The sequence below is a fragment of the Janthinobacterium sp. CG_23.3 genome, from assembly GCF_046115965.1.
GTDB lineage: Bacteria > Pseudomonadota > Gammaproteobacteria > Burkholderiales > Burkholderiaceae_D > Janthinobacterium.
The window spans coordinates 1-14,456 of sequence record NZ_JBJXIB010000147.1 but is presented as its reverse complement, the minus strand read 5'-3'; the positions used below and the strand labels follow the sequence as shown (position 1 = coordinate 14,456).

13 protein-coding genes are annotated in these 14,456 nt (G+C 71.1%); 5 read left to right on the top strand and 8 right to left on the bottom strand.

Annotated elements, in window-relative coordinates:
- The 4 genes from ACFDR9_RS24190 to ACFDR9_RS24175 form a co-directional block, all read left to right on the top strand.
- A partial coding sequence (locus ACFDR9_RS24190) for an asparagine synthase-related protein (protein WP_409032618.1) occupies nucleotides 1–1,423 on the top strand: 1,423 nt, incomplete at its 5' end.
- A gap of 163 nt (nucleotides 1,424–1,586) precedes the next feature.
- Nucleotides 1,587–2,828 carry a TIGR04063 family PEP-CTERM/XrtA system glycosyltransferase gene (locus tag ACFDR9_RS24185; protein ID WP_409032617.1) on the top strand — a complete coding sequence of 414 codons (1,242 nt, stop codon included), beginning with the start codon at nucleotides 1,587–1,589 and terminating at the stop codon, nucleotides 2,826–2,828.
- The gene (locus tag ACFDR9_RS24180; protein WP_409032616.1) at nucleotides 2,825–5,257 is read left to right on the top strand and encodes a glycosyltransferase; all 2,433 of its coding nucleotides are present in this window, start codon (nucleotides 2,825–2,827) and stop codon (nucleotides 5,255–5,257) included. The genes ACFDR9_RS24185 and ACFDR9_RS24180 overlap by 4 nt, the downstream gene beginning before the upstream one ends.
- 14 nt (nucleotides 5,258–5,271) lie before the next feature.
- Nucleotides 5,272–6,027: a class I SAM-dependent methyltransferase gene (locus ACFDR9_RS24175; protein ID WP_017875482.1), complete on the top strand. Its 756-nt coding sequence runs from the start codon at nucleotides 5,272–5,274 to the stop codon at nucleotides 6,025–6,027.
- Nucleotides 6,028–6,057: 30 nt separating this feature from the next.
- Here the strand turns inward: ACFDR9_RS24175 and bla are convergent, their stop codons facing one another.
- The 8 genes from bla to ACFDR9_RS24135 all read right to left on the bottom strand — a co-directional run bounded on the left by bla (nucleotide 6,058) and on the right by ACFDR9_RS24135 (nucleotide 12,882).
- Nucleotides 6,058–6,966: a class A beta-lactamase gene (gene bla, locus ACFDR9_RS24170; RefSeq protein WP_409032615.1), complete on the bottom strand. Its 909-nt coding sequence runs from the start codon at nucleotides 6,964–6,966 to the stop codon at nucleotides 6,058–6,060.
- A 96-nt stretch (nucleotides 6,967–7,062) separates the two neighbouring features.
- On the bottom strand, nucleotides 7,063–7,206 hold the full coding sequence (locus ACFDR9_RS24165) for a hypothetical protein (protein ID WP_409032614.1): 144 nt from the start codon (nucleotides 7,204–7,206) through the stop codon (nucleotides 7,063–7,065).
- Entirely contained in the window at nucleotides 7,203–7,391 is a 189-nt protein-coding gene (locus ACFDR9_RS24160) for a hypothetical protein (RefSeq protein ID WP_409032613.1), read from the bottom strand. The genes ACFDR9_RS24165 and ACFDR9_RS24160 overlap by 4 nt, the downstream gene beginning before the upstream one ends.
- 38 nt (nucleotides 7,392–7,429) lie before the next feature.
- Nucleotides 7,430–8,008 carry a hypothetical protein gene (locus ACFDR9_RS24155; protein ID WP_409032612.1) on the bottom strand — a complete coding sequence of 193 codons (579 nt, stop codon included), beginning with the start codon at nucleotides 8,006–8,008 and terminating at the stop codon, nucleotides 7,430–7,432.
- A gap of 59 nt (nucleotides 8,009–8,067) precedes the next feature.
- A complete protein-coding gene (locus tag ACFDR9_RS24150) occupies nucleotides 8,068–8,247 on the bottom strand; it encodes a hypothetical protein (protein WP_409032611.1) in 180 nt (59 codons plus the stop codon).
- Complete coding sequence (locus ACFDR9_RS24145; protein WP_409032610.1) at nucleotides 8,237–9,307, bottom strand: glycosyltransferase; 1,071 nt, start codon at nucleotides 9,305–9,307, stop codon at nucleotides 8,237–8,239. Before ACFDR9_RS24145 ends, ACFDR9_RS24150 begins: the two co-directional genes overlap by 11 nt.
- 21 nt (nucleotides 9,308–9,328) lie before the next feature.
- Complete coding sequence (locus ACFDR9_RS24140) at nucleotides 9,329–10,786, bottom strand: oligosaccharide flippase family protein (protein ID WP_409032609.1); 1,458 nt, start codon at nucleotides 10,784–10,786, stop codon at nucleotides 9,329–9,331.
- A gap of 11 nt (nucleotides 10,787–10,797) precedes the next feature.
- Nucleotides 10,798–12,882, bottom strand: a complete 2,085-nt coding sequence (locus ACFDR9_RS24135) for a glycosyltransferase (RefSeq protein WP_409032608.1) — start codon at nucleotides 12,880–12,882, stop codon at nucleotides 10,798–10,800.
- A 125-nt stretch (nucleotides 12,883–13,007) separates the two neighbouring features.
- Between ACFDR9_RS24135 and ACFDR9_RS24130 the strand changes: the two genes are divergently transcribed.
- The coding region (locus tag ACFDR9_RS24130; protein ID WP_409032607.1) for a putative O-glycosylation ligase, exosortase A system-associated at nucleotides 13,008–14,456 on the top strand (1,449 nt) is incomplete at its 3' end.

The window sequence follows — 14,456 nt, the reverse complement described above, 5'->3', positions numbered from 1 at the left end:
ATACTGCTTCTCCTGTGGCTACGCGTCACACCCACGCACGCTCCCCCGCGCCACCCCAACACTACCACCCGCCCACACACTCCCACTACCCCCCCCCCCCCCTCCGCTGCCGGCGCCCAGCCAATACTGGGACGTGCCGTTCGCCCCGCACCACCCCGCCAGCGAGGCCGCCGCCTGCGACGAGCTGCTGGCGCGCCTGCGCGAGGCCGTCAGCATCCGCTTGGTGGCCGACGTGCCGCTGGGCGCCTTCCTGTCCGGCGGCGTCGATTCCAGCGCCGTGGTGGCGCTGATGGCCGGCGCCATGGGCGAACCGGTCAACACCTGCTCGATCTCGTTCGGCGACCCGGCCTTCAACGAATCGGCCTACGCCGACATGGTGGCGCAGCGCTACGCCACCCGCCACCACGCGCTGCAGGTCGAACAGGACGACTTCGCCCTGATCGACCAGCTGGCCACGCTGTACGACGAACCGTTCGCCGACAGCTCGGCGCTGCCGACCTACCGCGTCTGCCAGCTGGCGCGCCAGCGCGTGACGGTGGCGCTGTCGGGCGACGGCGGCGACGAGAACCTGGCCGGCTACCGGCGCTACCGCTACCACCTGCACGAGGAGCGCCTGCGCGCGCTGCTGCCGCTGGGCCTGCGCCGGCCGGCCTTCGGCCTGCTCGGGCGGCTCTACCCGAAGGCCGACTGGGCGCCGCGCGCGCTGCGCGCCAAGACCACCTTCGAGGCGCTGGCGCGCGACAGCGTCGACGCCTACTTCCACAGCGTGTCGCTGATGCCCGACGCGCTGCGCGCGCAGCTGTTCAGCGCCGACCTGCTGCGCCAGTTGGACGGCTACCGCGCCGTCGAGGTGCTGCGCCGCCACGCCAAGGCCAGTCCGGCGCGCGACCCGCTGTCGCAGGTCCAGTACCTCGACCTGAAAACCTACCTGCCCGGCGACATCCTCACCAAGGTCGACCGCGCCAGCATGGCCCACGCGCTGGAGGTGCGCTCGCCGCTGCTCGACCACGAACTGGTCGAATGGATCTCCGGCCTGCCGCCGCGGCTGAAACTGCGCGGCGGCGAAGGCAAATACCTGCTCAAGAAGGCGCTGCGGCCCTATCTGAGCGAGCAGATCCTGTACCGCAAGAAGATGGGCTTTTCGGTGCCGCTGGCGGCCTGGTTGCGCGGCCCGCTGCGCGAGCGGCTGCGCGCGCGCCTGTTGGCGCCGACCCTGGCAGACACCGGCATGTTCAATATGGACTGCGTGCGCACGCTGCTGGCGCAGCACGACAGCGGCCGGCGCGACCACAGCGCGGCCCTGTGGTCGCTGCTGATGTTCGAATCCTTCCTGCGCCAAGTGCTGCCGCGTACGCTTGCCGGCGCTACTTCCCCGACCATTGACCGGCATCAACAGGCCCGGCCGCAAACCTATCAATCATAGGCTAACGGGCTCTGGGTTGGGCGGCTACGGCGTTGACATCCTTCAAACCGGCGGCGTGACCCCGCGGCCGGACCTGAAGCTCCGAGCCCGGCGCTTTGCCCCGGCTTGATTTTCAACGCCGCCGGCCCGCCCACCTAACTATCGACAGAGACACGGGAATTGCATGCGCATCCTGCACATATTGGACCACTCGGCGCCGCTGCACAGCGGCTACGCCTTCCGCACCCTGTCCATCCTGCGCCAGCAGCGCGCGCTCGGCTGGAGCACGGCCCATCTGACCAGCGCCAAACAGGGCGCCACCGACGCCGCCGAGCAGCAGGTCGACGGCTGGCTGTTCTACCGCACCGCGCCCGCCACCGCCTGGTGGGCCAGCCTGCCGCTGCTGGGCCAGGTCGGCGTGGTGCTCGGCCTGGCCCGGCGCCTGCACCAGGTCGCCACGCTGACCGCGCCCGACATCCTGCACGCCCACTCGCCGGCGCTGAACGCGCTGGCCGCGCTCAGCGTCGGGCGCGCGCTGGGCATCCCGGTGGTCTATGAAGTGCGCGCCTTCTGGGAGGACGCCGCCGTCGACCACGGCACCAGCCGCGCCGGCGGCCTGCGCTACCGCCTGACGCGGGCGTTGGAAAGCTACGCGCTGCGCCGCGTCGACGCCGTCACCACCATCTGCGAGGGCCTGCGCGGCGACATGCGCCAACGCGGCATCGCCGCCGCCAACATCACCGTGATCCCCAACGCGGTCGAGGCGGCCGAACTGGGCGCCACGGCCGCGGCCGGCCAGGGCGCCGCGGCCTCGCCGCTGGCCGGCGCGCTGGGCCTGGCGCCGGACCCGCACGGCGCGCCGGTGGTCGGCTTCATCGGCTCGTTCTACGCCTACGAGGGCCTGGCGCTGCTGCTACGGGCGCTGCCGCGCATGCTGGCGGCCTTCCCGCGCATGCGCCTGCTGCTGGTCGGCGGCGGCCCGCAGGAGGCCGAACTGAAGGCGCTGGCCGCGCGCCTGGGCGTGGCCGGCCAAGTAATCTTCGCCGGGCGCGTGGCGCAGCGCCACACCGCCGACTACTACCGCCTGCTCGACGTGCTGGTCTACCCGCGCCTGGCGATGCGCCTGACCGACCTGGTCACGCCGTTGAAACCGCTGGAGGCGATGGCCCAGGGCCGCCTGGTGGTGGCCTCCGACGTCGGCGGCCACCGCGAACTGATCGCCGACGGCAAGACCGGCATCCTGTTCGCCGCAGGCGACGCCAACGCGCTGGCCGACGCCGTCACCGGCCTGCTGCGCCGCGCCGACAGCTGGCCGGCGCTGCGCCAGGCGGCCCGCGACTACGTCGAAAACGAACGCAACTGGGGCGCCAGCGTGGCGCGCTACGGCGCCGTCTACGCGCGCCTGCTGGCCGGGCGCAAGCCATGAGACTGGCCGGCCTGCGCCTCGCCCTGCTGGGGCCGTTGCCGCCGCCGTCCGGCGGCATGGCCAACCAGACCCGCCAACTGGCCGCGCTGCTGCGCGCCGAGGGCGCCTCGGTACAACTGATCCAGCTCAACGCGCCGCAGCGGCCGGCCTGGCTGGCGCGCGTCAAGGGCCTGCGCGCGGCGGCGCGGCTGGCCGGCTACCTGTGGCGCCTGTGGCGCGTGGTCGACACCGTCGACCTGTTCCACGTGATGGCCAATTCCGGCTGGTCCTGGCACCTGTACGCGGCCCCGGCGATCTGGCTGGCGCGCCTGAAGGGCAAGCCGGTGCTGGTGAATTACCGCGGCGGCGAGGCCGAGGCCTTCCTGGCGCGACGCGGCTGGCTGGTCGGCCTGAGCCTGCGCCTGGCCGACGCCGTCGTGGTGCCGTCGGCGTTCCTGGCCGGCGTCTTCGAGCGCCACGGCTACGCCACCCAGATCGTTCCCAACATCGTCGACCTGGGCCGCTTCGCGCCGGGGCGCGTAGCGCACGCCGGTCCGGTGGTGCTGGTGGCGCGCAACCTCGAGGCGGTCTACGACAACGCCAGCGCGCTGCGCGCCTTCGCCATCGTGCTGCGCGCCTGTCCGGACGCGCAACTGCTGCTGGCCGGCAGCGGCCCCGAACGGGGCGCGCTGGAACAACTGGCGCAGCAGCTCGGCGTGGCGGCGGCGCTGCGCTTCGCCGGGCGCGTCGACAACGCCGACATGCCGCTGCTGTACCACCAGGCCGACCTGGTGCTCAACCCCAGCCTGGCCGACAATATGCCCATCTCGGTGCTGGAGGCGCTGGCCTGCGGCGTGCCGCTGGTGAGCACCGACGTCGGCGGCATCCCGGCGCTGCTGCAACACGACGTCACCGCGCTGCTGGTGCGCCCGGGCGACGCCGAGGCCATGGCGCAGGCGCTGCTGACGCTGATCCGCAACCCGTCCAGCGCGCGCCGCCTGGCCGCCGCCGGGCAGGCGCACGTGCGCCAGTTCGACTGGCAGCAGGTGGCGCCGCTGCTGCTGGCGCACTACCGGCGCCTGCGCGCGGCGCGCCGGCCCGGCTGGCGCACCGCGCTGCGGGCGGCGCTGCTGTTTCCGCTGCACGAACGCGCCAAACGGCACGCCAGCGTGGCGCTGCGGCGCCAGCTGGAACAGTCGCAGTGGTGGAGCCCGGCGCGGCTGCGGCAATGCCAGCTGGCGCGCCTGCGCGCGCTGCTGGCGCACGCCCAGGCGCACGTGCCGCACTACCGCGCCCAATTCGCCGCGCTCGGCTTCGACGCCGCCGACCTGTACCGGCTCGACGACCTGCGGCGCCTGCCGCTGCTCGACAAGGCGGCCATCAGCGCCGCGCGCGACGGCTTCAAGTCCGAACGCGCCGGCCCCCTGAGCCGCTGCAACACCGGCGGCTCCAGCGGCGAGCCGCTGGTGTTCTACCTCGGCCGCGAGCGCGTCAGCCACGACGTCGCGGCGAAATGGCGCGCCACGCGCTGGTGGGGCGTCGACATCGGCGACCCGGAGGTGGTGGTGTGGGGTTCGCCGATCGAACTGAAGGCGCAGGACCGCCTGCGCGCGCTGCGCGACCGGCTCATGCGCAGCACCCTGCTGCCGGCCTTCGACATGTCGCCGGCCCGGCTCGACGAATTCGTCGGCCAGATCCGCCGGATCCGCCCGAAAATGCTGTTCGGCTACCCGTCGGCGCTCAGCCGCATCGCCGGCCACGCGCGCAGCCGCGGCGTGCCGCTGCACGGCCTGGGCATCCGCGTCGCCTTCGTCACCTCCGAGCGCCTGTACGACGAGCAGCGCGAACTGATCAGCGCCACCTTCGGCTGCCCGGTGGCCAACGGCTACGGCGGGCGCGACGCCGGCTTCATCGCCCACGCCTGCCCGGAGGGCGGCATGCACATCACGGCCGAGGACATCATCGTCGAAATCGTCGGCGCCGACGGCGCGCCGGTGGCGCCGGGCGAGAGCGGCGAAATCGTCGTCACCCACCTGGCCACCCGCGAGTTCCCCTTTATCCGCTACCGCACCGGCGACATCGGCGCGCTCGACCCGCAACCCTGCCCGTGCGGGCGCGGCCTGCCGCTGCTTAAGCGCATCGAGGGCCGCAGCACCGACTTCGTGGTGGCGCACGACGGCACCGTCATGCACGGCCTGGCGCTGGTGTACATCCTGCGCGAGCTGCCGCAGGTGCGCGCCTTCAAGATCGTCCAGGAAAGCCTGGAACTGACCCGCGTGCTGCTGGTGGCGCTGCCGGCGCTCGGCGCGCCGGCGCGGCGGGCGATCGAGCACGGCTTCAAGGCCAGGCTGGGCGCGGCCGTGCTGGTCGTCATCGAGGAGGTCGGCGAAATCCCGCCCGAGGCCTCGGGAAAATTCCGCTACGTCGTCAGTAAAGTAGTCCTAACCTGAAGAGAGCCACGCCCATGTTCCCCATCACCGCCATCCTGCTGATATTCTCGCTCGCGCTGCTGTGCCTGTACACGCTGCACAAGGTGCGCCTGATCCACCTGCTGGCGCACGAACTGCGCGACCAAGGTAAACAGACGCCGGCGAACCTGTTCCGCCAGCTCGAGGCGCTGCACAGCCTGTACATCGACCTGCGCCTCGAACGCAGCCTGCCGGACACGCGCGGCTGGGCCGCCTCGCCCGACTTCCTGCTGGAACTGGCGCGCCACGCCTTCGCCGCCAAACCGCGCCTGGTGGTCGAATGCAGCAGCGGCACCTCGACGCTGGTGCTGGCGCGCTGCATGCAGCTGAACGGGCGCGGCAAGGTCTACAGCCTGGAGCACGAGCCGCACTTCGCCGAACAAACCCGGCAGCAACTGCAACACCACGGCCTGAGCGAATGGGCCGTGGTACTGGAGGCGCCGCTGCGCGAGCACGCGCTCGGCAGCGACAGCTGGCCGTGGTACGTGCCCGACTTCCTGCCCGACGAGCCGGCCATCGACATGCTGGTGATCGACGGCCCGCCGCTGGCGACGCGGGTGCTGGCGCGCTACCCGGCCGGACCGCTGCTGTTCCACCGCATCGGCGCCGGCGGCAGCGTCTTCCTCGACGACGCCGGCCGGCCCGACGAGCAGGCCATCCTGCGCCGCTGGCGCAGCGAATTTCCGATGTTCGAGCAGAGCGCGCGCGACTGCGAAAAGGGCTGCGCGGTGCTGACCCGGCGCGGCGGCTGACGGCGCAACGCGCTTGCCGCCGGGGCGGGCCTAGCCGAGCCAGGCCACGACGATGCGCGCCGCCGCCGCGATCACCTCGTCGCTCGCCTTCGCGTCCTTCTCCGCATGCGTGGTGTAGATCGAGACGACGACGGGGGCGCGGTTCGGCCGCCACACCACGCCGACATCGTTCGCCGTGCCGTAGTCGCCGGTGCCGGTCTTGTCGCCGACTTGCCAATCGGCCGGCACGGCGGCGCGAATCCGCTTGGCGCCGGTCGTATTGCCGCGCAGCCAGTCCTGCAGCAGCTCGCGCGACGCCGGCGCCAGCGCGTCGCCCAGCGCCACACGCTGCAGGCTGCGGCCCATCGCCTCCGGCGTCGTCGTGTCGCGCGGATCGCCCGGTATCGCCGAATTGAGTTCCGTCTCCAGGCGGTCGAGGCGGAACGTGGTGTCGCCGATCGAGCGCGCGTACGCGGTCACCGCGGCCGGTCCGCCGAGGATTTTGATCAGCAGGTTGGCCGAGGTGTTGTCGCTGTATTGGATGCCGGCGGCGCACAGTTCGGCGACCGTCATGCCGTCGCCGACGTGGCGTTCGGTAATCGGCGAATAGTTGACCAGCTCGCCCTTGGCGTAGCGGACGCGCTGGCGCAGCAGCCCCGCAACCTGGGCGCTGCGCGCCAGGATGGCGGAGGCGATCATGACCTTGGCCGTGCTGCAAAACGCGAAGCGCTCGCCGGCTCGGTGGCTCAGCTGCGAACCGTCGCCGGTATCGAGTGCGAACACGCCAAGGCGGCCGCCCAGCGTTTTTTCCAATTCCGCCAGCTGCGCGACGGCCACGGCGACGTGCATTTTGGCGGCCGCCGCGCCGCTGCCCGCGACGGCCCGGACGCTGCTGGAGGCCATCAGCGGCACCGATGCGGCGGCGAGCAGAAATATCCTGCGGTGTGGCGAATGATTCATTTTTCACTTGTTTTGATTGACTGAAGATAAATCATACTATAAGCGCCATTCGGCTACGCGCCGATGCACCGCTAGGCCGCGCCGATGCCGCGTTGATCAGCGAATGGTGGACGCCGAAGCCGGCGTTGGCGCCCGGCAGCTTGCCAAGTGCGCCGGCAGCATCGCGCTGTCGAGTTCTACGCCGAAGTCGGCCGGCGCCGGCAACGCCTCGGCGGCGCCGAAGATGCGCGCCAGGATCATGTCCCGACATGGCTGCGATAGTGCGATGCTTCCCAATAGTGGGCCATCTCGCGGCGCCGGCTGAGCTGCGGGATAGTCTCGGTGGTAATGCTGTTGAAGCCGGAGAAGTCGCACAGGCGCAGGTCGCAGCCGGCCCCGCGGTGGCGCTCGGCCAGCCGCGCCAGGGCGCCCTGCCAGGCTTCCATCGGCGCCCATTTGCCGGACTAGTACAGGGCGTCGAGCGTCAGCGCATGGGTCGGGTTGATATACAGGCGCAGGCGCGTGCCGGCGCGTGCCAGCGCCGCCAGAAGTCACCGATATCACGCGCCTTGTAGGGCGAGTTGAAGTTTAGCGGCAGCCTCACGCCGAACAGGCGCGACAGGCCAATCGCCATGTCGGAGTAGCCGGAGAAGTCGAAATACAGCTGCAAGGTGTAGGCCAGCGTGCCGATCCACGCCTCCAGCAGCTGCGGCTGGGCGCCGGCGCCGTAGACCGGCCCGACCATCGGCGAGATGTTGTCTGCGATCAACACTTTTTCACCTGGCCGACGACGAAAATCGACAGGCCGATGGTGAAATTCGATGCCAACGGCCGGCAATTGGCCGGCTCGGCGAATTGCGCCATTATGTCCTTGTGGTGCGGCACCGGGCCGGCGATCAAGTGCGGGAAGTAGCTGACGAACAATGAAGAAGGAAATGCCGATCGGCAGCACGATGTCCGGCACCACCCAGTCGCCAGCGCCGGCCCGGTTCAGGCTGTCGACGAAGAAATTGGCGTATTTATAGTAGGCCAGCAGCGCCTGGTTGGCGCCCAGCGCGCCCAACAACCACGCCTTGCGCCGCGCCGCCGCGGCCGCCGCCAGCGCCCGGCCGCAACCGTAGTTCAGCGTGATCGAGGCCAGCAGCAACGGCAGTAGCGCGCCTCCCAGTAACCGTAAAAGAACAGCGAGGCCAGCGCCAGCCATGCCGCGGCCCAGCTGGCCCGGCGCCGGCCCAGCCAAAAATAGCCGGCCAGCACCACCGGCAGGTAGCGGAACAGGAAAGCGTCGGAATTAAACAGCACGGCGTAGCCCCCCGCGGGCGCCGAGGCGGAAGTAACTCTCGGCGATCTGGCCGGCCGCGCGCTCCCAGGTGAACTGGCTGACCAGCGCGCGCACGGCGGCGCGGTCGGGCGCGGCGCCGACCAGCTGGCAGATCGCCAGGCGCTGACCGGCGGCGTCGTCCCAGCGCACTTTTTTCATCGCGAAACCGGCGTCGGGCAGCTCCAACGCGCTTTGCGCCGTCATCACCACCGGCGTGCCGGCCGCCAGCGCCTCCAGCACCGCCAGCGGGAACACCTCGCCGTGGCTGGGCAGCGCCACCACGGCGGCGGCGCGGTAGGCGCTCGCCAGCAGCGGATCGGCGTGTGGCAACGCGCCCAGCCAGCTCACGTGCGGTAGCCGCAGCAGTTGTTGCAGGTAGCCGTGCTCGGGCCGCTGCGCCGCGCCAATCAGGACGATCGGCAGGTCGACCTCGGCCAGCGCCCGCGCTAGCCCCAACTGGTTCTTGTACGGCGAGATCGCCCCCACCATCAGCACAAAGGGGCCGGCGATGCCGGTGGCGCTGCGAAACAGCGCCGCGTCGGCGCTGAAGAAGTGCGCGTTGATGCCGTTCGGGTAGACCTCGATTTTCTCCGGCTCGATCTGAAAGCCGGTCACGATGGCCTGGCGCTCGGCCTCGCCCAGCGCGATCACCAGGTCGGCCAGTTGCAGCGCGCGCTTGCTCTGGGCGTAGCTGGTTTGCACGTTCCAGGCCGTCAACTTGCTGGCCAGGCGGTCGGCCAGCCGCGCCAACACGCCGGTGGCGTGGTTCCAGCCGGGCGAGAGCAGCGGCGAGAGTACCACCGGCAAGCCCAGTTCGCTGGCCAGTTCGACGATGCGGTAGTTGCCGTTGATGGCCGAGAACACGTGGATCAGGTCGTAGCTGTCGAGCCGGTCGCGGGTCGGGTCGACCAGTTCCACCTGCAGGTGGCGCGGCGCGCCCAGCGCGAGCCGGTTCAGCGCCGCGACCGTCTCGCGCACCTGGATTTGCAGACCGCCGTCGCGCTGGAACAGCATCGGGTACGACAAAATGCCCACGCGCATGGCGCCCTCCCCCGTCTCGGTCTATTTGATGGCGACGCCGGCGAGGGCGCACACCTTGCGCCGCACCAGCTCGAATTCGGCGGCGATCTCATGCTTGAGTAGTAACACTGCGGCGATCCAGCCCAACAGGGCGCCGGCCGCCGCCAGCGCCAGCGGCAGCAGCAGGTAGCCGGGGCGCGGCGGCAACGCCAGCAGCACCAGCGCCGGCGCCAGGCCGCTCAGCGCGCACAGCGCCATGCTCTTGCGCGCCGCGCGCAGCGTCGCGCCGAGGTCGACCCCGGCCAGCGCGCGCAGGTAGCGCCAGGTGATCCAGCAGCGGCACAGCGCGCCCAGCACCACGGCGCCGGCGACCCAGGCCAGCCCGAACGGCGCCGCCAACAGCACCGCGCCGAGCCGCAGCGGCACGGCGATCGCGTCGATTTGCGCCTGCGCCTTGACGTGGCCGGTGGCGACGAACAAGTAGCGCGCCATGCTGAACATGCTATACAAGGCCGAGGCGCAACACATGATGCGAATCAAGGGGACGGCGGCGTTCCACTGCGGCCCGTACAGCGCGTTCACCAGCGGCAGCGCCATCAGGCCGACGAACAGGAAGAACGGCCAGGCCAGCGCGGTGACGTAGCTGACGGTGGCCAGGTAGACGGCGCGCACGTCGCCGCCGTCGCGCGCGCGCGCGGCAAACAGCGGGAACACCACCGGCGAGATGGCGCTGGTGATGGCCTGGTTGAAGACGCCCAGCAAGCCCTGCGCCTTGCTGAAGATGGCCACCGCCTCGACGCCCAGCAGTTTGCCGACCACCAGTTCGGGCGCCGCCACGCCGGCCTCGTCGACCAGGCCGCCGCCGGTCGTCAGCGCGCCGAACGACAGCACCGCGCCCACCCCCTTCAGCCCGGGCAGCCAGGGCAGCTCGGGCGGGCGCACCCACAGGCTCACCAGCAGCGCGGCGACGGTGCCGGCCACCGCCGCCCAAGCCAGGCTCAGGTAGCTCCAACCAAGCAGCGCCAGGCCCACCGCCACCAGCAGGTTGACCGCGCCGTTGGCGGCGTTGATCGCGTACAGCGCGGCGAAGCGCATCTGCCGGCGCAGGAAGGGCAAGGTCAGCGCGCTGAACGGGATCAAGAGGAAATTGATCGACAGCAGTTGCAGCACGCCCGCCAGGCGCGGCTCGTGGTAGAAGCGCGCCAGCGCCGGCGCGCCGGCCAGCACCAGCGCCGCCAGCAGCCAGGCCACGCCGACGCTGGCGGCCAGCGCCGCGCGGATCTTCTCGGTGCTCAATTCCTTTTCTTGGATGAGGTATTGGCCGACGCCGAAGTCGCGCACCACCTGCGCCAGCCCGACCAGCACCGCGCCGACCGAATAGACGCCGATCTCGGCCGGCGTGAGCAGGCGCGACAGGATCATGCTGGCGACGATGCCCAGCAACAGCACGGTGTATCTTTCGCCGAAGGAAAACAGCAGGGAGATGCGGGTCGCGTTCACGGCCGGCCCCGTCAGACCAGGCCGCGGTAAAACTCGAGCAACTGGCGCCGCAGCCGCGCGTCCGAATACCTCGCCAGCGCCTCCGCCCTGCCGTGCCGGCCCATGTCGGCGCGCCGCACCGGGTCGGCCAGCAACGCGGCCACGGCGGCGGCGGCGCCGGCCTCGTCGTCGAGCGGCACCAGCAGGCCGGCGCGGCTGTGCCGCAATATGTCGGCTGTGCCTGGCACGTCGGTGCCCACCGCCGCCACGCCGCACGCCATCGCCTCGATGGTGGCGATGCCGAAGCCCTCGTTGCGGCTGAGCAGAAGGTGCAGGTCGAAAGCCGGCATCAGTTGCTCGACGGCGTCGCAAAAGCCGGTGAAGATGACGCGCCCGGCGGCGCCGGCCGCCTCGGCCTGGGCGCGCAGCTGCGCCTCCAGCGGGCCGCTGCCGGCTAGCACCAGATGCAGGTCGGGGAATTGGCCGCGCAGCGCGCAGAACAGCCGCAACAGCGCCTGCGGCCGTTTTTGCGGCGCCAGCCGCGCCACCGCGCCGAGCACCAGCGCGTCCGGCGCCAGCCCGAGCGCCGCGCGCGCCGCCGCGCGCGACGCCGGCGACGGCGCGAAGCGCTCGGTGTCGACGCTGTTGGGGATCACCGCCAGCCGCGTCGCCGGGTCGATATAGGCGCCGTACAGCGCCTGGAAGTGCTGCATTGCCGACTCGGATACGGCGTAAATGCCGCGCACCGAGCCGAACGCCGCCGCCAGCAGCGGCCGGTGCCAGGCGCTCAACTCGGCCAGCGGGAAGGCGTTGTGCACGCTGATAACGCAGGGCAGCGCGCAGTCGTGCGCCAGCCACAGCGCCGAGGCGCCGTAGGTGTTCCAGCAAAACGCCACGTGCACCAGGTCGGCCCGGTAGCGCCGCAGGCGCCGCGCCGCGCCCAGCCGCGCGCGCCACTTGTTCAGGCGGCGCCACTGCCACTGCTCGAACACCGGCGGCGGGTCGAACACCGAGACCTCGACGCGGCGCGCCCGTAGCGCCGCGGCCCAGCCGTCGAAGCCGGGAAAGCGCCGCACCGCCAGCGCGCTGTCGTAGCCGGCCTCGGCCAGCAGGCAGGCCTCCTGGCCCATGCGCATCTCCATGCCGCCCAGCTCGCCGGAGTAACTGGTCACCAGCACCCGCAGCGGCGCCGCGCGGCGCGCCAGCCAGGCCTCGTGGAAATAGCCGCGCAGGTACTGGATTTCCCAGCGCCGCAGGAACAACTGCCCGGCGTCGCCCGCCAGGCGGGCGCGCAGCGCGCCGGCCAGCTCCTGCGCCAGGCGCCGCAGCATCCAGCGCGGCACCTTGGCGGCGCCGGGCGCGGCGGCGGCGCGGTCCTGGCGCCACTTGCCGCGCCCGAACAGGTAGGCGCGCCGCAGCACGTAGGCCGGCTCGACCTGGTGCGCGCGGATGAAGTGGGCGACCCGCGCCGCCGGGCAAAACCAGGACAGGTAGCCGGCGCCGAACAGGCGCCGCGTCAACTGGGTTTCGCCGCCCATCGCGTAGGCGGTCTGCGCGCCGTTCGGACCGAGCGACTCGTCGAAGCGGTAGCCGGCGTCGAACACGGTGCGCCGCAGCGCCATGTTGGCGCCCCACACCAGGCCCGGGAACACCGGGCCGTCCGCCAGGCCGGGGTCGGTGACGCCGAAGGTCAGGCCCAGCGGCGCCAGGCGCAGCAGCCAGTCCGGCGGTGGCGCCTGCCAGTCCGGCACGATGGCGCCGCCAAAGACCGCGTAGCCCGGTTGGCTGGCGGCGCACTCGGCCAGGCGCAGCAGCCAGTCCGGCTCCGGCGCGGCGTCGTCGTCGCTGAGCACGAACAACTCGTTGGCCGGCTCGCGCAGCGCCAGCGCCACGGCGGTGTTCAGCGCCGCGTTCTTGCCGCGCCTGCCCTCGTAGACGCAGCGCAGCGGCAGGCGCCCGCTGAACTCGGCCAGCAGCGCGGCGGTGGCGTCGTCGCTGCCGTTGTCGACCACCAACAGCGACCAGCCCTGCGGCGGCGCGAGCAGGCGACAGTAGGCCTGCAAGACCTTGGGCAGGGTGCGCGCGCCATTGTAACTAGCCATGAGAACGGTCAACAAGTGCGCCTCTCCTCTGTCTTACTATTGCCTTACTGTTCCATCGGCATCACCACGCAGTGTACTGACCGCCTCCGCCGGACCGTTGACGGGAATCAAACCTTTCGCCAGGACACGACACCGAAGCCATGCGCGACCTCCTCATCACCCTGACGATACTGGCTTCGCTGCCCTTCATCCTGAAACGCCCGGCCATCGGCGGCCTGATGTGGGTCTGGGTCAGCGTCATGAACCCGCACAGCCAGGGCTGGGGCTACGCCACCCAATTGCCGTTCGCCTTCCTGATCGCCGTCGCCACCATGCTCAGCATGCTGGTCTCGCGCGAGCCGAAAAGCCTGCCGCTGACGCCGGTCAGCCTGGCGCTGCTGGCGTTCGTGCTGTGGATGAACGTGACCACCCCGATGGCGTTGCTGCAGGCGTCGAGCTGGGTGCAATGGAACAAGGTGATGAAGATCATGCTGATGACCTGTGTCATCCTGATGGTGATACGCAGCCGGCGCGACATCCAGCGCCTGGTCTGGGTGCTGGTGTTCTCGCTCGGCTACTACGGCGTCAAGGGCGGGTTGTTTACGCTGCGCGGCGGCGGCACCGAGCGCGTGTGGGGGCCGGAGGGCAGCTTCATCGGCGACAACAACGCCTTCGCGCTGGCCCTGATCATTACGCTGCCGCTGATGTATTACCTGTACCAAAACAGCACCCGGAAATGGACCCGCGCCGCGCTGCTGGCGGTGATGGCGCTGTCGGCGCTGTCTGCGCTGGGCTCGTACTCGCGCGGCGCGCTGGTGGCGATCATCGCGATGGGCCTGTTCATGTGGTACAAGAGCGGCAGGAAGCTCGCCTTCGGCAGCCTGGTGCTGCTGTGCGCGCCGGTGTTTTTCCTCTTCATGCCGCAGCGCTGGGCCGAACGGATGGACACTATCGGCGACTACCATGCCGACGGCTCGGCGCTGGGCCGGCTCAACGCCTGGCGCATGGCTTACAACCTGGCCTGCGACCGCTTCTTCGGCGGCGGCTTCGAAGTCTCGCACGCGTCCGTGTTCTCGCGCTACGCGCCCAACCCGGCCGATGTGCACGCCGCCCACAGCATCTACTTCCAGGCGCTGGGCGAACACGGCTTCGTCGGCCTGGGCCTGTACCTGCTGCTGGGCTGGCTGACCTGGCGCTCGGCGGCCTGGACCATCCGCCAGGCCAGGGGGCGCGCGGAGCTGGCCTGGGCCGGCGGCCTGGCCGTGATGATCCAGGCCAGCATGATCGGCTTCGCCGTCGGCGGCGCCTTCCTCAGCCTGCTTTACTTCGACCTGCCCTACTACCTGATGGCGGCCGTCGTCGCCACGCGCGTGCTGGTCGAGCAGCAATTGCGCTCTGGCGCGCCGCGCGCGGCGCCGCTGCGCACCGCGCCCGCCACGACGCCGCAACAGGCGCGCCGGGTTCGCGCGGCGGCGCTGGACAAGGCGCGCCGCGGGGGGGGGGGGGGGGGAAGAAAGAAGGGGGGGAACGGGGGAGGGTGGGGGCGGGGGCGCCCAGCGAGCCGAGGTTGGGGGGACAAGCGTTCCATGGGGGGGAAGGAAGATAGCAAG